Origin of the sequence: Acetobacter okinawensis JCM 25146 (genome assembly GCF_000613865.1) — a bacterium.
Lineage (GTDB): Bacteria > Pseudomonadota > Alphaproteobacteria > Acetobacterales > Acetobacteraceae > Acetobacter > Acetobacter okinawensis.
This window is the reverse complement of record NZ_BAJU01000020.1, coordinates 1-19,272: the sequence shown is the minus strand read 5'-3', so window position 1 is coordinate 19,272 and position 19,272 is coordinate 1. Positions and strand designations below refer to the sequence as shown.

The following is a 19,272-nucleotide window of genomic DNA, read 5'->3' as shown; positions in this document are numbered from 1 at the left end:
AAAATTCACTATCTGCTCTAGGTACTCGTTTTAAGTACTGGTATTTATAGTGCAGACAAACAAAAGGGGCAGCCCCGGCAAGGGCCACCCCTTTCTATTCCGCTACGAACGAACTGCTCGCGGAAATGTTGCTAACCGAATAGCGCTGGCTACATGCCAACGTAGGCGACATGCGTCAAGGGCGGTTCTCTTATTAAGAGGAACACCCCATCATGGGTATTTCTAAAGACTATAACCCTCGACAGCCATCTAAAGCGCTGTCTGAGGCAGATGCAACACATATTATTCAGCGTATTTCTGCCGGAGAGTTCTTAAACCGCATCGCCGCTGATTACGACGTGAACCCGGGCCGCATTTCGGAAGTGAAGACAGGGAAGTTATTCCCGAGCCTTCATCGCCCCTCTGTATGGCCTAAACGGAAGAAGTGACGATTAATGGCCGGACTAGCTCCGGCCATTTTTCTAAACCAAAGCCTTCATTCGATCTTCCATTTCATCCAAAATGGCCCACATCTGCGTAATGATGCGGCGATTTAATCAGCGTGAGGCCGACGAAGGCGACCGGTCAATGCGCTGCTCGATCAAGTTTCCGGTCGCCTTACCTACAAGGAGTTGATCGCATGACCAGCAACCGCAAACTAGACGTCCCTGTGAAGTTCGATTCCGACGAAGCCATGCAACGTGTTGCGCAGACCGATCCCCGCGAGGTTACGGAATTGGTTGAAAATACCACGAAAGTGGGCAGTATTGATGCGCTAATTGATCAATTTGAGGACGCTGGGCACAACAAGGAGCGCGGAGACAAGCATTGGTTCGCCCGCGATATGCAAGCCCTCCTTGGGTACAAGCGGTGGGAGGATTTTGAAGGCGTAATCCGTCGGGCTATTGCGGCTTGCCAGAATGCGGGGCATGCCCCGGCTGGGCACTTCAAGGAGGTTTTTCGGTCAACACCGAAAAACTCCGAAGGTGGTCGCCCAAGTGCGAATTTCGAACTTTCGCGGTATGCCTGCTATCTAATCGCGCAGAATGCGTCGTCGCGCCTCAAGCCGGTGGCGTTCGCCCAGACATATTTCGCAATCCAGACGCGTCGGCAGGAATTGACGGATCGGGAAGGTCTCGACTTCGACAAACTCTCGGAGAGCCAAAAACGCCTGTATCTTCGCAATCAAGTGGTGTCTGAAAACAAACGCCTTGCCGACGCAGCCAAGGCGGCGGGCGTTGTCACCGGGAAAGACTTCGGTAAGTTTCAGAACAGGGGCTACCAAGGCTTGTATGGTGGTCGTGGAGTCAACGAAATTAGGGGATATAAGGACCTTCCTCGGAAGGCCAATATCCTCGACCACATGGGTAGCACCGAATTGGCCGCCAATCTGTTCCGCATCACCCAAACAGAGGAAAAGTTGCGCAGTAAGAGCATCGCGGGCAAGGAAAATGCCTGCAACGCACACTATGAAGTCGGCTTAAAAGTTCGACAGACCATGAAGGAACTCAGCGGCATTATGCCCGAGGACCTCCCCGTGGCAGAAGACGTCAAGAAGATTGCCGCTCAAGAGCGCAAGCGGCAGCGTATGAGGGCAATCCCGGCGCAGACCCGGATTGAGCAGCCTCTGGCGGCACCCAAGGCCGATGCGGTCGAAATCGACTTGTCGAAGGACCTCTGGAAGTATGCGCTGCTTATTATGTCAGTTCGCCCGAACGGAGAAATCACCACCAGCAATTTAATTGATACTATTCCAGACTATGTGAAGCTGTCAGATGATCACATGGCGCCGAATGAAAGCCGGAAGGACTCCAAGTTTTCGCAGATCGTCCGCAACCTCAAGTCGCACAAGGCGAGCAAGTCGAACTTTATCTATCAAGGGTATGCCGAGGATGTGCGGGGCGGCTTCAAAATTACTGACAAGGGCATGGAGTTTGTGTGGAGCTACTTCAAGGAGTAGCCCTCCTAATACCGCAATGGGTCAAGCAGGTATATAGGTCCCAAAATGTAATGGAGGCGGATTTGAGGAAAATTCTGTTGGTGATCGCGGCTCTGGCTGTGCCGGGGGTGGGGTGGGCAAACATGCTACCCACTCCATGCCCCCTTCATGAAAAGGGTCTGCTCAAGATTGGGGCAGAATACCACGACAAGGGAAACAGAAACTATACTGTTGGGTCGCATCATCCGGGCGTCTACGATGCAGACGCAGGCGAGCATTACCCGTTTGTTCAGGCGTGTAACTCCATGTTTCCCGACCTCCCTGAGTGCAAATCAAGCAGACCACAAGTAGAGATACTAGCATATTCGCCCTCTAGCGGCTGGGTGAATGTACGCTTGGATGGTAAGGTGTACCAGACCTCAAAGTATGGCGTGATTGTTGTCTCAAGCGGTCATGAAGAGGATTTCGAAGCCTTCCTTGAGCGTACCACTGGGCAAGTAATAGAGGATCATGACGGGGCAAAATGGGTCCACTACCCAAAGCAATCATGTGAACCCTGAATTTGCATCTGACGCCCTATTACCCATCTCCATAACCTTGCGCTGCACCGCTTCCCCAGCCCTTTCTGGGCTGGGGGCCACGACCTTAATCTCTCCCACATTAACCGTGTTGTGGGTGGTATTCTGCGCCGCATCCGCCCCGCCTCGTGGCATATCGCGCACGGCGTCAAGGGCCGCGCTAACCCCGGAGATGTAATTCTGCGTCTCCTGCGGGGCATGCGTCTGCCAATCTCCACCGTACTGAGACATGCCTTTGCGCAGGTTGCCGGCGCCCCAGTTGTATTCGGCTATACTGGCCGACAAGGAGCCCCCATAGTTTGCAAAGTTGTTGTGGAACCGCTTTGCTGCGTAGCGTGCGGCCTGCTCAAAGTTCATGGGGTCAACGCCTGCTTCTTTGGCTACAGCAGGCATGATCTGGAAGTCACCCAGCGCCCCAGCAGAGGACGGCTTGGGATTGGTCCCGCGCGAACTCTCACGCGCCCATATGGCGTCCATAAAACCCTTGGGCAGCCCGTATTGCGCGTCCAGCTTGCTCAGGAACATTTTCTTGGCGGCATTATTGGTATCGTTCTTGGAGAGAGACGGAGACGCACCATTCCAGAAAAGATCGCCTGCCATGTAGGCGTCTGCGGCGATGTTTAGGCCACCAAAGGCCCGGGATGCTATGCGGCCAACCCGGGCGGCGCGGGATGCCTTGGCGGCAGCTGGCGCGGCTTTCTCTGCTGCCTTCCCTCCCGCTTCGCCAGCCTTGCCTGCTTCGCCCACAACCTTTCCCGCTCCCGCCAGACGCTCAATGTTTTTCAGTGCGCGCAGGAAGCGGACGCCCCCAACAATACTGAGAATGCCCAGTATGGCGGTCCCCACGCCAGCGATGGCGGCAGAGGTTCCTATCAGACCCTTAGTTAGTCCGGGGTTTTGCTTTTCGAAGTCAGAGAGAGCACCCGTCACGCTGGTCAGGGCCGGGAGAAGGTTGCCTTCTAATTCCTGTGCGTACACACGGTTCTGTTCGATCAGTTCCTTGTATCGCGCTTGCAGTTTTTCCGATGCCTCCGCGTTTTCCTGCATTCTTTTCCCGAAGGATTCATACGTGGAAAACGTGGACTTTACTGCGCTTCCCCCTTTGAGCACGAGATCAATAGATCCTTGATCCAGACCAATATCCTGCAAGAGTCCAACGCGCGGAGCATTGGCCAGCTTGGTCCTGTTTTCAGCAAGATTTTGATAAAACTTGCTGATGTCCGTGATCTGGCCGGTCTTCATGTCAATGCCATCACTGACGCCTAGCTGCGAGAGCCTTTGCGCAAGCTGGGCTGCCTGCGCTGGGTCAGTCATTGCGCTTTGAATGTTCTGTATGGATGCGGTGGCCGCGTCTCCAGACCCTCCCACGGAATCTACCGCCTTTTGCAAGGCATATACATCCTTGGTGGCCATGTTCAGGCGGCGAGAAGTGCGCTCTAGGCTAGCATTACTCGCCACCGTATCCGACACGAACGCCTTAAGGGTTTTCCCTGCGGTCATGACGGCAAAGAACGATAGCGCGCTGTTGCGCATTTTGGTGAAGAACTCAGCTGGCTTCACCCCGCTGGCCTCAATATCCTTCCCGACCTTCTCTGCCTTGGCCTTTGTCTTGTCAAAAGCCTCTCCGGCTTCCTTCCCCCCCTTCTGCACGCCCTTAGAGTCCAGCCCGAGGGTGACAACGAGGGCGTCGATTACTGTGGCCATGGGGATGTCCTGCTTAACGAACAATCGGCTTTGCCGAATCATTTAAGTACGGGCACTATGCCCGGGAAGGAGTATTTTATGAGCGATAGTAAAAAGTCAGGAGCCAAGAGTATTTCTGGTTCTAAGGCGCCAAACCCCAGTGCGCCGCGCCAAATTCATGACAGCATGCCTGTGGGCATAAACCCGAGGCGGCCACCCATTGAGACCAAAGGGCAAAGCTCGTCCATATCAATCAAGAAAAAATAGAGTAAAACAGCAATCCGGCTATAGGCATTATACAGAAGATCGTCCATGCAGCATTTAACGATTGGTCGATCTTCTGGAGTGTCTTGGTATTGTCGTCGATGGCCTCTTGCAGCCCCTTAGCATTGGCATATTTGTAGTCACGCTCATTGGCTTCTGTGGCGGCAAGTGTCTGCTTGGGGTGCATCTGTTTGTAATTCCAATCTTTAGACATCAAAACATATACACAGCAACAGCAAGATATACTGCTCAAAGCTGCAATGCAGGCGCCCACGGCGATTTTATGCACGGAAACGGTAGCAAACGTGACGGCGGTAGTGATGGACACAAACCACCCAAGCATGCTGGTGGCTTGAGCGCGCTTGGCATCAAAGGTCTTTTCCTGCCGGTCGAGGACATCTCCTCCAGATTTAAGGGCGTCTTCAATTAGCCAGAAAGTAAGCTCCGGCCCTGTTTTGCCCAAACCTTCGTTTTCTTCGTCGTTCATCACTCACCTCAAGTCTTGAATAATGCAGACTTGGCTTTGTTGCCATAGACTTTAGATATAGCCTCCGCCTACCTGTTAAACCGCTTCACAACGGCCATTTCCAGCAAGTTTTCGAAGTCCTCGCTGTCGTAAATGGTCTGGAGGTCGTGGAGGGACGCAAGCCCCTCCATGACTACCAGGGCGTGCCGTTCATCTACGTTGCAGACACGGGCGCAGGGGCGCTGCTTTCCGTCCCCAGCATGAGCGTGAGAAGGGAGAACAACTGGCCTACGCCTTTGAAAAAATCCACATGCAGGGCGAATGCTTCCTTCTGGAGCCAGCCGAGTGTGGGGATTTCCTCAATCTGCTCGCCAGCGGACACCACATCCCACGGCAGAAGCATGGCCGGGTTGGACGGGTCGGGCTGCATCTGCACGCACTGGAGCAACTGCTCGATCAGCTCATCCATGCGCGCCGGATCCATGGCCGCGAAGATGCCGATGCCAGCAGCGGCCACGGCAGCGATGCCGCCCCCAGCCGCAACCCCGGCAATATCCGCTCCCGAGGATGCTGCCGCCTGCAAGCAATGCCGACCCCAACGATCTGCCGCCACCGCGCTCATGCGGGTGATGACAAACCGCTTGCCCTTGTCCGCCCCATCATGGGGGCAGACGACTGTTACCTGCTTGACCATATTACACCCCCGCCGGCGTTACGGACTGCCAGCGGATGGCGAAGGTCCGGGTTTCCAGCACGCGCCCGGCAGCGGGCAGCACGGAGGCCGCGCGCAGAAGCCCATTGACCATGGTGTATTTGCGGCCCGTACTGGTCAGGGTGATTTCCCCACCAAGCCGGTAGATGGAGCGGGCCGCCTGCTGCGCGGTCATGATGGCTTCAAACACCGCAATGCTGGAACTGGCTGGAGAGAGGGATACCGTCTGGTCAACCGGGTTCGGCACAAAGCCCGCGTTCAGGTAGCCATCAATGGACATGGCTGTTTCCGCCATCTCCAGTTCAGGCGCGTCCCATGCGCGGTCTGCTGCATAGTTCTCCAGCCGAACGGGGGCGTTAAACAGCGATGTGACCGTAATCACAAAGATGCTGTTTGCTGCCGTAATATCAAGCGCCATGTTACTGCACCTCTACGCTGTTCAGGGTGATGGACTGCACGCTCTGGCCATCTGCGTACCAAAGCTGCGCTGGCGGGGTTGTGCGGCTCACACGGTAGGAGGCTGAAGCGGTGCTGACATTGGCCCGAAAGTAATAGCCATTGTTCACCACGCTATCCGCCGCTGTGGTCACGCCCGCCGCGTTGTTGATCTGCTGGCGCTGGAGTGTGGTCAGGTTCACACCGGTGCGGATGGCCCCAAAGGCCAGAGCCTGATTGATCGTGTCTTTGACCGCAGCCTCTACCAGCGTGTCCCCTTCCGTATTGTACGGAATGTTACCTGTAGTCAGGAGCAGGTTCACAAGGTCGCTTGTCAGGTTGGAGTTGAGCCAAATCTGATTGACGTAGCTGTCCGCCCACAGGAACTTGCCCGACACCTGCCCGGGCCGCATGAACACGAACTGGGATGCGCCATTGGCGTAGGATCCGTAGAACGAATACCCGTTGGCAACCAGCGTGGAAGCCGTGGCCCCGTCCGTTACAGCAGCCTCAACCAGACCAGAGGCATCCTGCACAAAGGCCAGCGTCTGCCGCCCGTTATTGGTGGCGAAGGAGAGCGCTCCCATCCACGCCATGACCAAGGCCCCCACGAGCGGAGACGTGCCATACAGAGCCGTCACGCCGTTAATGTTCTGGGACTGGAGCCACACACCAAAGGCGGTCTGGCTTTCGTTCTCTGTGGCGCTGGTGGCGCTGTCCACAATGGCGGCGAACACCTCGCTGTTCTGCGTACCGACCCATTGCGCAGCGGCCTCCTTGGTGTCCGCGTCCAGTTCGGTATCAAACGCCAGACCGTTCCACCCGCCCTCGGCTGCACGCAGGGTATCAAGCTGCGGGCCGATATCGCTTGCAGGGGCGGGTGTGATCGTTACCGTGGGCGCAGACGTGTAGCCAGAACCGGGAGCGGTAATGGTGAAGCCGGTTACAGCACCCGCTGCAACCGTGGCCGTAGCAGTGGCCCCCGTACCCCCGCCGCCCGTTATGGCGACCAGCGGAGCGGACGTGTAGCCAGAACCGCCCACGCCAACCTCGAGGGCAGAAACAGTGCCGTCTGTTACCGTGGCCGTGGCCGTTGCGCCCGACCCGGAAGAAGCAACAGCCCCCACATACAGGGTTCCGGGCGTCATAACTGCGGTTTCGTAGCCCGAGAAATAGACCTGCGCCATCTGGTACAGCATGGAGGTGCTGCCAAAGGCCGTTCCCACATCCGCAGCAGAGGTGAAGGACTTAACCGTACCCGCCGCCAATGTGCTGGATGCAGTCGTGACAAACAGGGCGGAAAGATTGTTCAGGCCAGACCCCGCAGCCAGTACGCCGGGGATAACCTTCACAACCTGAGAAATGGGGATATTGCCCATGACTTACTCCGTTGCTGGATAGGCCGTTACGACCTCAACCAGATTGATGGGAATGGATGTTGCAAACTGCTGCGGCAGGTGGGTGGTCAGTGTGACCTGCATGGTGAGGTCCACCGTCCACAGGTCATCGTACTGGCGCTCGCCAGTCTCAAACCCAAGCTGCCGCGTGGTGGATGTGGTCAGGGGCGCAATGGGGACACCAAGGGAGCGGAAGAAATCGACCGCCTGCATATCGCGCCACAGGGCCGTAACAACCTGCATCTGGTTGCTGGAGGCTGGGCCAAACAGATTGATCTGCATGGTCACCTGCACCTGTTCGGTCAGGGTGCGAGTAGCCTCTCCGTCATATGTCCACCCGTTGGTGGCTATGCGCTCTCGGCCAATAATGACCATGACCGCAAAGGGGTCTCTGGGGGATGCGTTGCGGTTCTGCTGACCTTGGACAACCGCCATGCCGCTTGGAAGAATGGTAATCAGCCACGACCGAACCGCCTTGTAAATCTCGCTCTCTGTTGGGCTTATGACGTAGTACTGCTGGGCATCTGCCGCGTTACCAGAACCTTCGACCATTCGCCGTTGCCCCATTCCTCCAACTGCTGCGTTACCAGCCAGTCAGAGTCGTAAAATGTGAGAATGTCGCCGCCGATCTGGAGCGGCCTATTCAGCGCCCGAACGGCCCCGCGCACATAGACGGAGCGCATATCGGCCTGCTGATTGATGTTCTCGATCTGCCGCAAATCCTGAGAACTGACGGCCTGCACCTCCATCTCCACAGAAACGGTGGTGTATTGGGGCGTCACTGAGCCATCGTCGTTGATGACGTTGCCCGTGCTGCCCTTGAGGGTGCCGGTTATGTGCGGATTGATGGGCGCGCAGAGGTTTCCGGCCGCGCCGAATATGTCGATCATTCCGGGCCGTCCTTTACGTCATAGGCAGCGGAATTGAGCATGACCCCAGACCAGACAAGCGGCTTTCCGGGGCTTGCCGTGGCCCCATGCTTGAGATCAGAAACAGCCTTCAAGAAATCGTCCTTGGTGTAATCCCCGGTTGGGAATCTCTCTTTGAGGATGTTGGTCAACATGGCGTTTTCGGGGGCAGTGAAGGATACGATTTCTTCCTTCACCTGATCGGTGATCTTCTCGCCCACCAAAGCCAATGCCTGATCTACATTGTAGCCCGTGGCCTTAAGTGCTGCCCCCATAAGCCTACCCCAATCGCCCTTGTTGTTGGCTATGGCTGCGCGCATGAAAGGGCGAGGCGGCGCTGTTTTGGTCCCGTATTCGTCCCAATAGGCAACCTGCGCCACTGGAGTTCCATCCGGATAGGTCGCCCCCTCCAGAAACCCCACGCGCACATGCGCCCCCTGCCCCAACTTCTCCTGCAACTGCTTGAGTGCGTTCTCAAGGCCAACGCCACCAACGGACTTGATCTTTACGGCCATATGCGGGGCCTTTGCGGAAAGCCGGGAACGTACCGGGCCTGCTGCAGATAGCGGGTGGCGGCCCAGAACGATGCTCCGAATTGGGTCTGGTTAAACCACGCGGCGCGCTCCTGCTGGTTGCCCATATCGGTGCTGACAGAAACGCTGCCACGGGTCGCGGAAGCCACACGTCCAACCAGCCCCCCTGTGCCGCCCTGAGACTGCGGCAGGTAAAGGGTGGCCAGATGCGCCACCAGCAGGCCAAGCAGCAATGCGCGCTTTGTCAGGTCGCGCACCGGGCTGCATGGCGTGTTGCTCAGATAGAGCGTGGCTTCATCAAAGTATGACTGGGCCAGCGTTGCATCCACATTCTGGGCAAGCGCTGGATACCGGGACGACCACGCCGTGTAATCGAACGTGACAACGCCGGTCGTGGTCGTGCAGGGCATCAGAACTCCTCTTTGGCAAACGGAGTGATGCCGGGCATTTTGTCTTTGTCCAGCCCCTCAAGCCCGGTGCGCTCGTCCCGCAACTCCGCAAGGCGGGAGACGGCATCGGCCTCTTTGGGCATGGCAAAGATCAGACCCTTTTTGAGAGGCATCAACTCAGCGTTCTGCTTGGACCATGCCTCCCAGAAATCTGCGGGCACTTCCGTACGCCCACCCATGCCCAGCATGATGTTGTCCTTCTTGTGGAAGCGCGGGTCACGCCGCGCACCACTCAGGCGGATGCTGTCCTTGACGACAGGAAGCGCGCCCGGAGTGGGGCGCGCCTGCAATGCACCTTCGTCGTACAGGTCCATCACAAGGCCGGATGGCATACGACAAATAACGGTCACGGTTGCGCCGCTTCTGGAAGATGTTGCTGTCATGGTTTAGATCCCCGTCATCGTCACGCAGGCCATGGGATAGAACCAGATGGTCCCCCACGAGCCCTGAGACTTTTTCTGCCGGAAGTTGGAGGAATACCGTTCAACGGCATGAGCGCGCATCTTCTCGGTGAATGCGGTGGTGACAGTTTCCTGCCCGTCCACAGCGTCAACAAAAAGCTGCATCATGGTTACGCTGGAGTTGCCGCCGCTCAGATTGGTTCCCGCTTCGGGCAGGGTCTCAATCTTGAGGTTGGGCAGGTTCTTCTTGAGCAGGTCGCTCAGCACCACCTGATACTGGTTGGTGTAAAGCAGGCACTGCTGGCGCTCGGTCGGAATGACCAGCGTCATGGCGGTTTCCAGCGTCAGGTTGCCACCCATCTGCACAGTGAGCTTCTGAACCGCTTTCAGAATATCATTGTACACGGCAATCGGGTCGGACGTATCCAGCCAGGTATTGCCGCTCGACGTACCGGACGTACCCACCTTTGGCAGCGGCGCAATGGCTGCAGGCAAGTGGGGGTCGTTCAGCGCGCCGTACAGTTCCAGACCAGACATGCCAAACAGGTTAATCTGGTTCTGGTTCTTGTTCAGGACAGAAATGGAGGCCTCATTCTGCTGGTTCACCCAGTCGATCTTGGCCGCGCCCATGCGCTCCACCTCGCGCTCGCCCCATTTGGTCCACGTCTGATAGTGGTAGCTCTGGCGCTGGGGCCAGTTGGCGTTGGCACCGGTTGTACCCGCCGGACTGTAGTCGTCATACGCCGCAGCATAACCAGACAGTTCGACCATGGGGAACTGTGCTGTGTCAGTCACCCAGTCGCCCTTTTTGGCGCTGCCGTAAATGTCCTCGGACTTGGTGGGCGTGATGATCGCCTTGATGATCTTCGGATCCGTGTAGGTCGTGAAGATCGCGGGGATGCCGCTATTCGGCGCGGTAACGGGCAGACCGGGTGGCAGCGCATCAGCGGCCATCTCGGAGTAATACCCGCGCACGCCGGGCATGACCACGCCCCAGTCCTGTGCCAGACGGGGCGCGTCCTTGCGGAACATATTCATACTTGTGGTTCCTTATGCAGCCGCAACAGGGCCGGTGATGATGATGGGCGAGCCAGCGGCATTGCCCTGCGAGACCTTCCACGCGGTCTCAATGAAGCCTGCGATGGTCGCTCCTGCGGTGCCGGTGCTGATGCTGCCATCGGTGGTGGAGGCAAACACGGACTGGCCGATAAGGGCCGGATTGCTGGAGGTTGCGAACACGTCCCCGCCCTCTGCCAACTGCGCCATGAAGCCCTGAGGGATCATCATGGTGGCTTCTTGCAGGTAGGCCGTGGTCAGGCCCTGCTGGTCAGCATAGACAAAGCCCTGCGGCGCACCGCTCGGCACGGTCTGTGCCGTGATGACCACAGTGGGAGCGGACGTGTAGCCCGTGCCTGCGCTCACCACGTTAATGGCTGTCACCACGCCAGAGGACACAACGGCAACAGCCGTAGCGCCGGTCCCGCCGCCACCGGTGAGGGAGACAATCGGCGCTGCCGAATAGCCCGTGCCGCCATCGGAAACCGTGATGGACGCAACGCCCCCGGAGGATTCCTGACTGGCGGTGGCCGTCACGTTCAGGGTCAGGCCCGTGCCTGAGCCGCTGCTGGTCGTGGCCACGCCCGTTGCCGTGGGGTCGGTGGACTGAGCCGTAGCGGTGGCAATCGTAACGCCAGTGACAACGCCACTTGCGCCAATGCTCGCAATCGTGGCCGTTCCGCCGAGGAAGGTCTCGGTATCACCCACAGCGTAACCCGTACCGCCAGCGTTCACCGCCAGAGCAGACACGGTGTAAACCGTAGCAGAGGACAGAACAGCGGTGGCCGCAGCGCCAGAGCCTGCCGTAGCAGTCGGCGCGGTGTTGAGCAGCGTCACACCGTCATTCTGCACCCATGCAAAGCGCGCGATGGTCAGACCGCCCGAGCCAGCCCGGAAGCCGTTAGGGCCGGGGATAACGATGCGGCGGGGGTTCTCACTGGCCCAGCGACCGGGAAAGCCCGCTGGCCAATTGTAATTTACTTCACTCTGAAAAGGCATTTACCTGCTTCCTTACAGCTTGCGGGGGGCGGAGACGCCAGACAGGACGCTGCCCTTGTCAGGCGCGCTATCGGTGGCCATGACCGGAGCGGGGGCGAGTGCGCCGACCTGCGCCTGAACCAGAGCCTTGAGGCCCGCCGTATTCACGCCATCCAGACCCATCACGCCGCGATCTTTCAGGGCGTAGCGGAGAATGTCCTCGGCGCTGTCGAGGCCGTGGACCTCGCCCACAAGTGGGGCGACAAGGCGCTTGGCTTCTTCTGTCGCGCGGTTGCGACTGCGCTCGGCCTTGATGGCGGCATCGACGGCAAGGGAGATTGCGCGATCCTGCGCCTTTTTATCTTCCTTCTTGTCGTCCTCTTCCTCATCCTCGCCTTCGATGCGGTCCTTTTCCTTGCGCTCGCCTTTCAATTCGGCATTGGCTTTTTCGCCGCCGACCTTTTCATCGCGCTCGCGCTTTTCCTCTTCCTCATCCTTGGCGCACTTGTCAGAGGCCTTTTTGTCCTTGTCGGACTTGCCTTCCTCTTCCTCGTCTTCGGCCTCGGTATCATCGTCATCCATGCACTTCTTCACGTCCTCTTCGGACGCATCGAGCGCAAGGCGACCAGACTTCAGGGCAGCGGCAACCTTGGCCACTGCGGACATGGGCACACGTACGGCCATGCTCTGTTCCTTTTTGGGTGAAAGCGCGCTGTCGCCAATAATGGCCGTTTGCACGCGGGGGGATTCAACAAGCGCCAAGTGGTTGAACCGGATGTTCACCATCTTGAGCGTGTAGGGCTGGCCGTTGACTTCGCCAGTTTCGGGAACGGCGTCATATGCGTATCCGGCAGACACGCAGCGTTTGGAGCCATCCTGAATTGCCTTGATCGCGTCACCATCCCATATGGAAAGCTCTCCGATCAGGTCGGGGGCTTCGAACTTTGGATTAATGACGGAGCCGACCGTAATCTCTCGCGGGTGGTCCTCGGCATTGATCGGCTGGTGAATGTCGAGGATGGGCTTGCCATTGATCGTCTCGGCGGCATCCCGCAGGGCGTCAGCATCGCGGTAAAGCTGGTATATCTGGTCGGGGTTCAGGCCCAGTGCTTCCGCTCCGGGTATTTCCCGGCCATAGTAGGGAGACACCACGGCGGCGCTCAGCACGCAGCGCTCAACGAACAGGTGCCCGTCCGCGTCTATGCGCCGCACAGAGCGGTCTAGCGCGAGTATTGTGTCAGTCATCATCAAACCCCGGAATAATCACGGACCATGTGCACCGGCAGTTTGGATCCTCGCCGGGGTGTATCCAGCGACCTCCAATGTAAGCGCCCTTGGTCAGATTGAAACGAAGCCGGTCTTTCCCGGCCTTCACATGATCTGGCCTCGGGTGCTTCCCGCCTGATGAGTGCACCCAGATGCCCTCTTTCAGCCCCAGTTCAGTCTGCCGCGCCCGGTTGATGACGGACGTGGCCTTGTTGTTCTGGTCTCGGGCAATGAAGGCGGCCCGGCGGCGACTGATGCCGTATTGCTTCTGGAGCGCTTCACTTAGGCTGGAGAGGTCACGGCCACGCATCACGGACATATTGACCGCGGTCTCAATGCCCTTGAGGTGGTCGTCAGACATGCCCTTGATCAGATTGACGTTCTCGGCAATGGACCGGGAGGTCATGTCCTGCACATAGCGCGTAGGCTTGAACTGCACGGTAAACCCGTTGCGCTTCAACTCAGACTGAAACGAACTCTGCGTGTAGGTCTGGGCTGACTTCACAAACCGCTTGGCCATTTCGTCGGCAGCATCATCAAACTGCTTGCGCCACTTGGCGGTAAGCTGATCCATGACCTTGACCAGCCGGGCCAGAGGGGATGCGTCCTGCGCGATCTGTGGTTCCGCAGCCTTATAGGCCTTGGCAAGATCGTTCAGGACCTCCTTGTGCATCCGCCGAAGCATGGTGTGCATGGCTTGGTAGTATTGCGCCTCGACCCCGGCACTGGCCCGCACAGGGGCAATGCGCTTGCCCTGCGCTGACTGGCACCGGAGTTGAACCACTATTTTGCCTTTATTTTTCCAGATGCCATTTCAATCAAAAGAATGGCGCGTAGGAATGCCGCTTCTCGCTCAGAGTTTCCTGCCCGTGCCGCCTCGTCTACGTGCCCCCACAAGTGTACAAGAAGTTTTTTGCAGTCATCATCGTAAAGCATCATCCATCCTCACTTTCCTCACCACGCCGCAACAGCTCCTCAAGGCCCGCGCCGTCTGTTTCAGGGTCTGGCGGTTCGGGCGGCGGCCCGGCCAGACTGACATTGCGGTAAATGCTTTGCGGGTCTGCGGCCTGCCGTTTGCGCGCTTCCTCGGGAGCGACAACCCCCGCCTGCACGTTGACCGCATCCGTGTCCGTCTTGATCTTCTCCACCTCTGCCGCCTCTTTCTCGGAAAGCTGCCACAGGTGGATGAACTCAAAATCAAGCCGCTCGTCGATCTCGCCCCAAAGGTTGATCTGGGCCAGATTGAAGATAGCGCGAACGGTCGGGCCGACATTGGCCTCCTGAAACGCGGCTATCTCGTCGTAGAAAACCCGGATCTCGCCTTCGCTGCTGGCGTTCAGGCCCTGCGGCTGGATGCCGAACAGCTTGACTAGAGGAATGCCGGGGATGCCCGCCATGAACTCCTGAGACTGGGCCTGTAGTTCTCCAAGGCCGGAGAGCGGCGCGGTCTTTATGTCGAAGTCCTCGCTTTCCTTGTCGATAACGAACGTGCCGTTATTGCTCTGCCATACGTTCATGGCCGCAACGCGCCCGGTCACGCTGTCCGCATCTATGTCGCCATAGCTCATGCAGCTATCGGCCTGCATGTTGCCGGTCATATCCGTTTTCAGAACCTTGGTGGCAAAGTTACTCGCCATGTCGGAAACAGACTGCCGCGTGCGCAGGAAGTTGTGCACGTAGGCTTCAAGCTGCTGCGTGAGGGACAGGCCACCGAAGTTGAAGGCGGGCTTGAGAATGTCCGGCACTTCATACGGCACCGCCGTCAACAGGCGCGTATGGTGAACCAGAACGCCCTGCACCCACCAGTTATCGGGCCGGTAGTAGTTTTCCTTGAGGGGATTATCCGCGTTGTAAGTATTCGGATTGGTCCAGATGGGGTCAATATTCACCAGCCGGTCAAGCGTTCCCTTGGCCATACCGTTGGCGCTGATACGAAGCGGGGTGTTCTGGTATGGCGATGTGAGCGGCCTGCCCTTAATCCCAATCCAGATATGCCCAACCCGTACCCAAGCCCGTGCGTTATCTGGCGGCGCACCACATCGCGTACACGCAGGCGCAGGAACTCTTTTTCAAGCTCGCGGATCTTGTCGGCTATTTCCTCGTCGTCTTCGTCCTCGTCGGTATCGTTCGAACGAAACTTGATCCACTCGCGCGTGGCTTCCTTGGCGATGGTCTCCACCGGCTTACGGAACTCAGCCCGCAGCATCATGGCCGCAAGGTCTGCGTAGCCCTTGAAGTTCAGGCCATCGGCAATGAAGTTGCTGACGATGTTGTAATTCGCGCCCATGTAGGCCGAGAGGCCGCTATCCATGGCCAGTCCGGCCTGCCCGTCCCCACGCACGCCCTTGGGGGGCTGGTAGGGCGTGAACAGCTTCTCGGCCAACGCCTGCAAATCCTCTGGCGACTGGACAGAGAACCGAGGCATCCTGCGCCGGTCTTTGGTGGGCGCAACTGGCTCCACGCGCGCAGGAGCAGGCGCGGGCCCCGGCTTGCGCTTGAACCAGTTGGGTAGCTTCATCTTCGTCCCTGTTGGGCTATTTTGTTGACTGCATCAGCGGTGAACTTCGGCATCCTGCGCCGGTTCTGAATGACCCCATCCAGAGCGTAGCGAAGCGCGTCGATCCAGTGGTTCCACGCATCAGCAATGAGCGGCAAAACGTCTTCCGTCTTCTTGTCCACCTTGTACGAATACTTGCGGAACTCTTCGGCCAGACGCTTGCAGCGCGGGTGCACCACAATCTTCTTGAATGCTTTTAGCCGAGCAACGCCGTCCTCAACACTGCCCGGCCACTTGTCGGCCGCGCTGATCTTGAAGCCGAAGCGGTTAGCCAGAAAGCTGATTGTCTCTGGCCTCGCCCCGTCTGCCTTCCATGGCCAGAGGTAGGCGTCTGGTATTTCCTCAAGCGCCGCCGGGGTGTCATCAAGCTCAATCCCAACTCCTCCCGCCTCGTAATCGACATACAGGCAATCGTTCTGGATGAAGCACCGAACCGCAGCGGTCGGGTCTTTTGCGAAGCCCCAGTCCACGCCGTAGTAAAACCGCGTTCCATCTGGGGCCGCGAAGTCTTCAACGGAGACCCGATTACGAAAGATGATCGCGTCTGAAATGGTGATGTAATCACCTTCCCAGATGTGGCCGTATTCGTCAGGCCGGGCGCGCTGATCTTCTACCCGCTCAGTTGGGAGCGTGCCATCACCAAACCATGGATTGTCAGACCAGTTCGCCCGCACAGCAATAAGGTCTGAACGGTCGGAGCCGGGGCCGCGAAAGAAGTCATCAATCGGGTCTTCTGGACTAGCCGGGTTCCAGCTTGCCCATATCTCTGATCCCGTCTTGCGCATGGTCGGGCGCAGCATACGCCACGAATACGCGCTGATAGACTGCGCCTCTTCAATCCATGCGCGGTCAAACCCTTCCAGAGACTTGATGCTGTCCGCCGTGTGGTTCTGCATGCCCTGAAAGATGATCAGGCCGCCACCGGGGGTTTTGATGAGCTGATCCTGCACGTCGAACGATGCGTTCAGGTTGAACTTGTTGATCTTGTCTACGATCAACTGCTTGGAGGATCGCTCGATAGACTTCTGAACCTCACGGATACAGACCGTGCGGTGGCCCGGCATCCGAAGGTGCTCGTCAACAATGCACTCGCCGAAGAAGTGCGACTTGCCCGAACCGCGCCCACCATACGCGCCCTTGTATCGGCATGGAGCCAGCAGCGGCTCGAATACCTCGGCGGTGGGTATGGAAAGGGCTGTCATTCTTTCTTGTCGGGTGGCCTGACTATGACGCGGCGGACCTCGGATACTTGGACCGGGCCTCCGTCTGGACCGGTGTGTTCAACGTCCTGCTTGTCCCGCCACTTTGTGCGCTGTCGGTTCTTCAGCCAGAAAATGGCGGCTGCGGTATCTGGAGGATAATGCTCTTCATAATCAACAATCAAAGGCTCTCCTTGATCGTTAAAAATTTTCACAGCCTTGTGGGAGTAACCCAAGGCGCGATGGAAAAGGCGCGCAGCCACTTCCGCATCCGCCAAGTCCTTCCCCTTTTTTATGGACTCAAGAAATTCAGGGTGGGAAGCTTTCCATGCATTGACGGTCTGCTCGCTGACCTCAAAAAAATCGGCCAAATCCTGATCGGTTGCGCCCAAAAGGCATAGCTTGCGCGCCTGCTCAGCAAACTCATCTTGGTATTTGCTGGGCCGCCCGGCCATACCACCCTCCAAAAACGAAAAAAGCCACCCGAAGGTGGCTCCTGAACATACATCTTGCGACGATGATGTTTTTTATACTGCTAAAGGTACCGGGGTACAAGCTTTTTCAGCATCATGTTTTTTCTTGCGCTGGGCCGCATAGAACTCGGACAACTGCTCAAGAAGGAGGGAGCATTGAGCGGATGATTTCTTACGCCCCAGATCGGGGGAAACATGAGGGTGAAAAATCGGAGCCATCTGCGTGAATGAAAGCTTCTCAAGAAGCATTGCCTTCAAGCGAACCTCACCGCAAACGCCAAGGGCCTTCCGCACATCATGAAGATACCCGACAGCGTCCGCCCTGGTCATGAGCCAAGAAAGATCGTCGTGTCTGATCTCGCAATTCCCTGAATGGTTTTCTGGGAACTCCTTGTAACCCTGATATGCAAACACCCAAGTGCGATACCACTTATCGGCGGCATTTGCCGCTTCCTGCGTGATCTCTTGGGCTTTCAGCAGCGCGTCAACAACCGTGCTTTCACGCGCTGGCCGCCCGGCAGTAAACACCGACTTAGCCGCCCGCTCAGGCGTAGGCCCATTATCCACCGCAACCGGAATTTCGTACCGAGGGCGCGCAGAAACTTTTGGCATATTATCGCCCCTTCGGAATTACGTATTCACCCCGACAGTTGAACCGTCCAAGCGTGAAGTCCGACGGCCCCTCAGAGATGGGGTGCATATCTGGGTGCATTGGATTTTTGTTTAGATGACTGGAGCGCGGCACAGCAGGATTTGATGTACGCCACTCTATTACTCCGCGCCCATCGTCCACCCGGCGCAACATCAGCAACTCTTTGCGGCTTTTCTTCCCCATCTCAAACCACCCTCATTTCAACACGCTTCATCTGAGCCATAAGGTTTTTCATTGAGCGGCTATCCCCCGGGGCCGCGGATCCGAACAGGAAAGCCCCGCTTCTATGCCGCCACCGGATATGACCACCGTTTGTGATCTCGGCGCTCCATCCCCGCGCTTTAACGCGGGAGAGAACTTCCTTGATGCAGTGGCGACCGATCTTCATTCCCCCGCCTTCCCCACCAGCCGCTTCTGCGCCTCAGTCAACGGCACCCCAGCCCGCAGGTTGCAGAGCGCACAGGCAACATCCCAGTTGCGGGGTGGAGCGTAGATTTCGGAGTTTGTGGGTTTGAAGGGGGAGTTTTCCGCTTTCTGCATCCCTCCACAGAATCACAAAAACCCACGAATGTACAGCAAAAACGTGCACTACCCTGCGTTTTTACGTGTCGATATTTTGCGACAGTACCCGCTATCCCCAGGGTTGTACGCAAGGTCCACGTAACCATGCCGCATGCAGGTCCAATATCTCCTCATCCAGCAACCCCTCCTCCGGCTCATGCAGCGGGACCGGGTGTGGCATGACCACCGGCAACCGTACCGGGCCCCACCCTTCCTCGGTCATGAAATCCACCAGTTCGTCCGGGCCTGGTGTGTGGGCGCTTCCCCATTCGGTCATGACAACTCCTTCCAGTGCGTCGGTTGAATGCTAGGCACTCCATCCTCGTTACTGGCCCAGCAAACCCCGTCTGTCCAACACTCTGGAGGCTCTTGTTCCGTCACAAAATTCCACCCTCCCACGTCTTCGCCATTGGCGTCCACATACTGCTCAAGCCATGCGATTACGTTGTCATCACCATGTCCGGGGATGCGCGCCTGAATAGCCCTTCCATCCGCTGGTGCCGTGGCAATTGGCTTCCATTCGTTCTTTTCCGACATACCCCTAAAATCCCCCACAATGCCCGCACAGGGCAGTCTAACGTCCAGACATAACGATTACCGATGGAGGGCCTTCTCTGCGCTCTCCGTTAATCCTCTGGGTTCTTTGGGCATATTGCGTCCCACCTGTGCCTCCAGCTTGGCAATGAGCGGGGTCAACCACACCCCCGCTTCGGGCTCTGCCACAAGCTGACGACGATACTCGGCCAACCGCTCGGACACCCCCGGCTGGGGCTGCGCCGGGCGGCG

General features: G+C 57.8%; 27 protein-coding genes. 4 read left to right on the top strand and 23 right to left on the bottom strand.

Annotated features, from left to right (window positions below; all coding sequences use genetic code 11):
- The first annotated feature begins 212 nt into the window (after positions 1 to 212).
- The 3 genes from JCM25146_RS22040 (at position 213) to JCM25146_RS09360 (ending at position 2,478) form a co-directional block, all read left to right on the top strand.
- On the top strand, positions 213 to 428 hold the full coding sequence (locus JCM25146_RS22040) for a hypothetical protein (RefSeq protein ID WP_148299033.1): 216 nt from the start codon (positions 213 to 215) through the stop codon (positions 426 to 428).
- A gap of 191 nt (positions 429 to 619) precedes the next feature.
- A complete protein-coding gene (gene dinD, locus JCM25146_RS21410) occupies positions 620 to 1,939 on the top strand; it encodes a DNA damage-inducible protein D (RefSeq protein WP_035372334.1) in 1,320 nt (439 codons plus the stop codon).
- Positions 1,918 to 2,478: a hypothetical protein gene (locus JCM25146_RS09360; RefSeq protein ID WP_025827535.1), complete on the top strand. Its 561-nt coding sequence runs from the start codon at positions 1,918 to 1,920 to the stop codon at positions 2,476 to 2,478. Before dinD ends, JCM25146_RS09360 begins: the two co-directional genes overlap by 22 nt.
- On the opposite strand, the gene JCM25146_RS09355 is transcribed toward JCM25146_RS09360, so the two are convergent.
- From JCM25146_RS09355 to JCM25146_RS20755, 20 genes are all read right to left on the bottom strand, one after another.
- Positions 2,464 to 4,200 carry a transglycosylase SLT domain-containing protein gene (locus tag JCM25146_RS09355; protein ID WP_025827533.1) on the bottom strand — a complete coding sequence of 579 codons (1,737 nt, stop codon included), beginning with the start codon at positions 4,198 to 4,200 and terminating at the stop codon, positions 2,464 to 2,466. The genes JCM25146_RS09360 and JCM25146_RS09355 overlap by 15 nt on opposite strands.
- Before the next feature lie 232 nt (positions 4,201 to 4,432).
- The gene (locus tag JCM25146_RS09350; protein ID WP_025827531.1) at positions 4,433 to 4,930 is read right to left on the bottom strand and encodes a hypothetical protein; all 498 of its coding nucleotides are present in this window, start codon (positions 4,928 to 4,930) and stop codon (positions 4,433 to 4,435) included.
- A 193-nt stretch (positions 4,931 to 5,123) separates the two neighbouring features.
- The gene (locus JCM25146_RS09340) at positions 5,124 to 5,603 is read right to left on the bottom strand and encodes a hypothetical protein (RefSeq protein WP_025827529.1); all 480 of its coding nucleotides are present in this window, start codon (positions 5,601 to 5,603) and stop codon (positions 5,124 to 5,126) included.
- Position 5,604: 1 nt separating this feature from the next.
- The gene (locus tag JCM25146_RS09335) at positions 5,605 to 6,039 is read right to left on the bottom strand and encodes a phage tail fiber protein (protein ID WP_025827528.1); all 435 of its coding nucleotides are present in this window, start codon (positions 6,037 to 6,039) and stop codon (positions 5,605 to 5,607) included.
- Position 6,040: 1 nt separating this feature from the next.
- Positions 6,041 to 7,435 carry a DUF3383 family protein gene (locus JCM25146_RS09330; RefSeq protein WP_025827526.1) on the bottom strand — a complete coding sequence of 465 codons (1,395 nt, stop codon included), beginning with the start codon at positions 7,433 to 7,435 and terminating at the stop codon, positions 6,041 to 6,043.
- 3 nt (positions 7,436 to 7,438) lie between these two features.
- Entirely contained in the window at positions 7,439 to 8,005 is a 567-nt protein-coding gene (locus tag JCM25146_RS09325; protein WP_025827524.1) for a phage neck terminator protein, read from the bottom strand.
- Positions 7,954 to 8,343 (bottom strand): hypothetical protein, encoded by a 390-nt coding sequence (locus JCM25146_RS09320; RefSeq protein ID WP_025827522.1) that lies wholly within the window; start codon positions 8,341 to 8,343, stop codon positions 7,954 to 7,956. The genes JCM25146_RS09325 and JCM25146_RS09320 overlap by 52 nt, the downstream gene beginning before the upstream one ends.
- Complete coding sequence (locus JCM25146_RS09315; protein ID WP_025827520.1) at positions 8,340 to 8,876, bottom strand: HK97-gp10 family putative phage morphogenesis protein; 537 nt, start codon at positions 8,874 to 8,876, stop codon at positions 8,340 to 8,342. The genes JCM25146_RS09320 and JCM25146_RS09315 overlap by 4 nt, the downstream gene beginning before the upstream one ends.
- Complete coding sequence (locus JCM25146_RS09310) at positions 8,867 to 9,304, bottom strand: DUF4054 domain-containing protein (RefSeq protein ID WP_025827518.1); 438 nt, start codon at positions 9,302 to 9,304, stop codon at positions 8,867 to 8,869. The genes JCM25146_RS09315 and JCM25146_RS09310 overlap by 10 nt, the downstream gene beginning before the upstream one ends.
- Positions 9,304 to 9,726 (bottom strand): hypothetical protein, encoded by a 423-nt coding sequence (locus tag JCM25146_RS20780; RefSeq protein WP_148299032.1) that lies wholly within the window; start codon positions 9,724 to 9,726, stop codon positions 9,304 to 9,306. Before JCM25146_RS20780 ends, JCM25146_RS09310 begins: the two co-directional genes overlap by 1 nt.
- A gap of 3 nt (positions 9,727 to 9,729) precedes the next feature.
- The gene (locus JCM25146_RS09300; RefSeq protein WP_025827514.1) at positions 9,730 to 10,782 is read right to left on the bottom strand and encodes a hypothetical protein; all 1,053 of its coding nucleotides are present in this window, start codon (positions 10,780 to 10,782) and stop codon (positions 9,730 to 9,732) included.
- A gap of 12 nt (positions 10,783 to 10,794) precedes the next feature.
- The gene (locus tag JCM25146_RS22465) at positions 10,795 to 11,799 is read right to left on the bottom strand and encodes a structural cement protein Gp24 (protein ID WP_025827512.1); all 1,005 of its coding nucleotides are present in this window, start codon (positions 11,797 to 11,799) and stop codon (positions 10,795 to 10,797) included.
- A 12-nt stretch (positions 11,800 to 11,811) separates the two neighbouring features.
- Positions 11,812 to 13,026 carry a DUF2213 domain-containing protein gene (locus JCM25146_RS20770; RefSeq protein ID WP_081774814.1) on the bottom strand — a complete coding sequence of 405 codons (1,215 nt, stop codon included), beginning with the start codon at positions 13,024 to 13,026 and terminating at the stop codon, positions 11,812 to 11,814.
- Positions 13,016 to 13,828 (bottom strand): phage head morphogenesis protein, encoded by an 813-nt coding sequence (locus tag JCM25146_RS09285; RefSeq protein WP_051544181.1) that lies wholly within the window; start codon positions 13,826 to 13,828, stop codon positions 13,016 to 13,018. Before JCM25146_RS09285 ends, JCM25146_RS20770 begins: the two co-directional genes overlap by 11 nt.
- Complete coding sequence (locus JCM25146_RS22460) at positions 13,828 to 13,983, bottom strand: hypothetical protein (protein ID WP_159101981.1); 156 nt, start codon at positions 13,981 to 13,983, stop codon at positions 13,828 to 13,830. Before JCM25146_RS22460 ends, JCM25146_RS09285 begins: the two co-directional genes overlap by 1 nt.
- On the bottom strand, positions 13,980 to 14,975 hold the full coding sequence (locus JCM25146_RS20765) for a phage portal protein (RefSeq protein WP_408734917.1): 996 nt from the start codon (positions 14,973 to 14,975) through the stop codon (positions 13,980 to 13,982). Before JCM25146_RS20765 ends, JCM25146_RS22460 begins: the two co-directional genes overlap by 4 nt.
- Positions 14,930 to 15,562: an anti-CBASS protein Acb1 family protein gene (locus JCM25146_RS25145; RefSeq protein WP_051544177.1), complete on the bottom strand. Its 633-nt coding sequence runs from the start codon at positions 15,560 to 15,562 to the stop codon at positions 14,930 to 14,932. Before JCM25146_RS25145 ends, JCM25146_RS20765 begins: the two co-directional genes overlap by 46 nt.
- A complete protein-coding gene (locus JCM25146_RS09270) occupies positions 15,559 to 16,803 on the bottom strand; it encodes a PBSX family phage terminase large subunit (RefSeq protein ID WP_025827506.1) in 1,245 nt (414 codons plus the stop codon). Before JCM25146_RS09270 ends, JCM25146_RS25145 begins: the two co-directional genes overlap by 4 nt.
- On the bottom strand, positions 16,800 to 17,255 hold the full coding sequence (locus JCM25146_RS09265) for a helix-turn-helix domain-containing protein (RefSeq protein WP_025827505.1): 456 nt from the start codon (positions 17,253 to 17,255) through the stop codon (positions 16,800 to 16,802). The genes JCM25146_RS09270 and JCM25146_RS09265 overlap by 4 nt, the downstream gene beginning before the upstream one ends.
- Before the next feature lie 72 nt (positions 17,256 to 17,327).
- On the bottom strand, positions 17,328 to 17,885 hold the full coding sequence (locus JCM25146_RS20755) for a hypothetical protein (protein WP_025827503.1): 558 nt from the start codon (positions 17,883 to 17,885) through the stop codon (positions 17,328 to 17,330).
- Positions 17,886 to 18,226: 341 nt separating this feature from the next.
- Here JCM25146_RS20755 and JCM25146_RS22030 point away from each other — a divergent pair, with 341 nt between their 5' ends.
- Positions 18,227 to 18,418, top strand: a complete 192-nt coding sequence (locus JCM25146_RS22030) for a hypothetical protein (protein WP_148299031.1) — start codon at positions 18,227 to 18,229, stop codon at positions 18,416 to 18,418.
- 138 nt (positions 18,419 to 18,556) lie between these two features.
- Here JCM25146_RS22030 and JCM25146_RS09245 read toward each other — a convergent pair whose 3' ends face one another.
- From JCM25146_RS09245 to JCM25146_RS22455, 3 genes are all read right to left on the bottom strand, one after another.
- Complete coding sequence (locus JCM25146_RS09245; protein ID WP_025827499.1) at positions 18,557 to 18,763, bottom strand: hypothetical protein; 207 nt, start codon at positions 18,761 to 18,763, stop codon at positions 18,557 to 18,559.
- A complete protein-coding gene (locus tag JCM25146_RS09240; protein WP_148299030.1) occupies positions 18,760 to 19,023 on the bottom strand; it encodes a hypothetical protein in 264 nt (87 codons plus the stop codon). Before JCM25146_RS09240 ends, JCM25146_RS09245 begins: the two co-directional genes overlap by 4 nt.
- 57 nt (positions 19,024 to 19,080) lie before the next feature.
- The coding region (locus tag JCM25146_RS22455) for a hypothetical protein (protein ID WP_035372331.1) at positions 19,081 to 19,272 on the bottom strand (192 nt) is incomplete at its 5' end.

Coding starts and splice junctions, on each gene's coding strand:
- JCM25146_RS22040 (WP_148299033.1), top strand. CDS start 213: ATGGGTATTTCTAAAGACTATAACCCTCGACAGCCATCTAAAGCGCTG.
- JCM25146_RS20755 (WP_025827503.1), bottom strand. CDS start 17,885: ATGCCAAAAGTTTCTGCGCGCCCTCGGTACGAAATTCCGGTTGCGGTG.
- JCM25146_RS09335 (WP_025827528.1), bottom strand. CDS start 6,039: ATGGCGCTTGATATTACGGCAGCAAACAGCATCTTTGTGATTACGGTC.
- JCM25146_RS22460 (WP_159101981.1), bottom strand. CDS start 13,983: ATGATGCTTTACGATGATGACTGCAAAAAACTTCTTGTACACTTGTGG.
- JCM25146_RS09350 (WP_025827531.1), bottom strand. CDS start 4,930: ATGAACGACGAAGAAAACGAAGGTTTGGGCAAAACAGGGCCGGAGCTT.
- JCM25146_RS09330 (WP_025827526.1), bottom strand. CDS start 7,435: ATGGGCAATATCCCCATTTCTCAGGTTGTGAAGGTTATCCCCGGCGTA.
- JCM25146_RS09270 (WP_025827506.1), bottom strand. CDS start 16,803: ATGACAGCCCTTTCCATACCCACCGCCGAGGTATTCGAGCCGCTGCTG.
- dinD (WP_035372334.1), top strand. CDS start 620: ATGACCAGCAACCGCAAACTAGACGTCCCTGTGAAGTTCGATTCCGAC.
- JCM25146_RS09320 (WP_025827522.1), bottom strand. CDS start 8,343: ATGATCGACATATTCGGCGCGGCCGGAAACCTCTGCGCGCCCATCAAT.
- JCM25146_RS20770 (WP_081774814.1), bottom strand. CDS start 13,026: ATGATGACTGACACAATACTCGCGCTAGACCGCTCTGTGCGGCGCATA.
- JCM25146_RS25145 (WP_051544177.1), bottom strand. CDS start 15,562: ATGAAGCTACCCAACTGGTTCAAGCGCAAGCCGGGGCCCGCGCCTGCT.
- JCM25146_RS09265 (WP_025827505.1), bottom strand. CDS start 17,255: ATGGCCGGGCGGCCCAGCAAATACCAAGATGAGTTTGCTGAGCAGGCG.
- JCM25146_RS09245 (WP_025827499.1), bottom strand. CDS start 18,763: ATGACCGAATGGGGAAGCGCCCACACACCAGGCCCGGACGAACTGGTG.
- JCM25146_RS09315 (WP_025827520.1), bottom strand. CDS start 8,876: ATGGCCGTAAAGATCAAGTCCGTTGGTGGCGTTGGCCTTGAGAACGCA.
- JCM25146_RS09355 (WP_025827533.1), bottom strand. CDS start 4,200: ATGGCCACAGTAATCGACGCCCTCGTTGTCACCCTCGGGCTGGACTCT.
- JCM25146_RS09325 (WP_025827524.1), bottom strand. CDS start 8,005: ATGGTCGAAGGTTCTGGTAACGCGGCAGATGCCCAGCAGTACTACGTC.
- JCM25146_RS09300 (WP_025827514.1), bottom strand. CDS start 10,782: ATGAATATGTTCCGCAAGGACGCGCCCCGTCTGGCACAGGACTGGGGC.
- JCM25146_RS20780 (WP_148299032.1), bottom strand. CDS start 9,726: ATGACAGCAACATCTTCCAGAAGCGGCGCAACCGTGACCGTTATTTGT.
- JCM25146_RS09340 (WP_025827529.1), bottom strand. CDS start 5,603: ATGGTCAAGCAGGTAACAGTCGTCTGCCCCCATGATGGGGCGGACAAG.
- JCM25146_RS22465 (WP_025827512.1), bottom strand. CDS start 11,799: ATGCCTTTTCAGAGTGAAGTAAATTACAATTGGCCAGCGGGCTTTCCC.
- JCM25146_RS09240 (WP_148299030.1), bottom strand. CDS start 19,023: ATGTCGGAAAAGAACGAATGGAAGCCAATTGCCACGGCACCAGCGGAT.
- JCM25146_RS22030 (WP_148299031.1), top strand. CDS start 18,227: ATGACCACCGTTTGTGATCTCGGCGCTCCATCCCCGCGCTTTAACGCG.
- JCM25146_RS09310 (WP_025827518.1), bottom strand. CDS start 9,304: ATGCCCTGCACGACCACGACCGGCGTTGTCACGTTCGATTACACGGCG.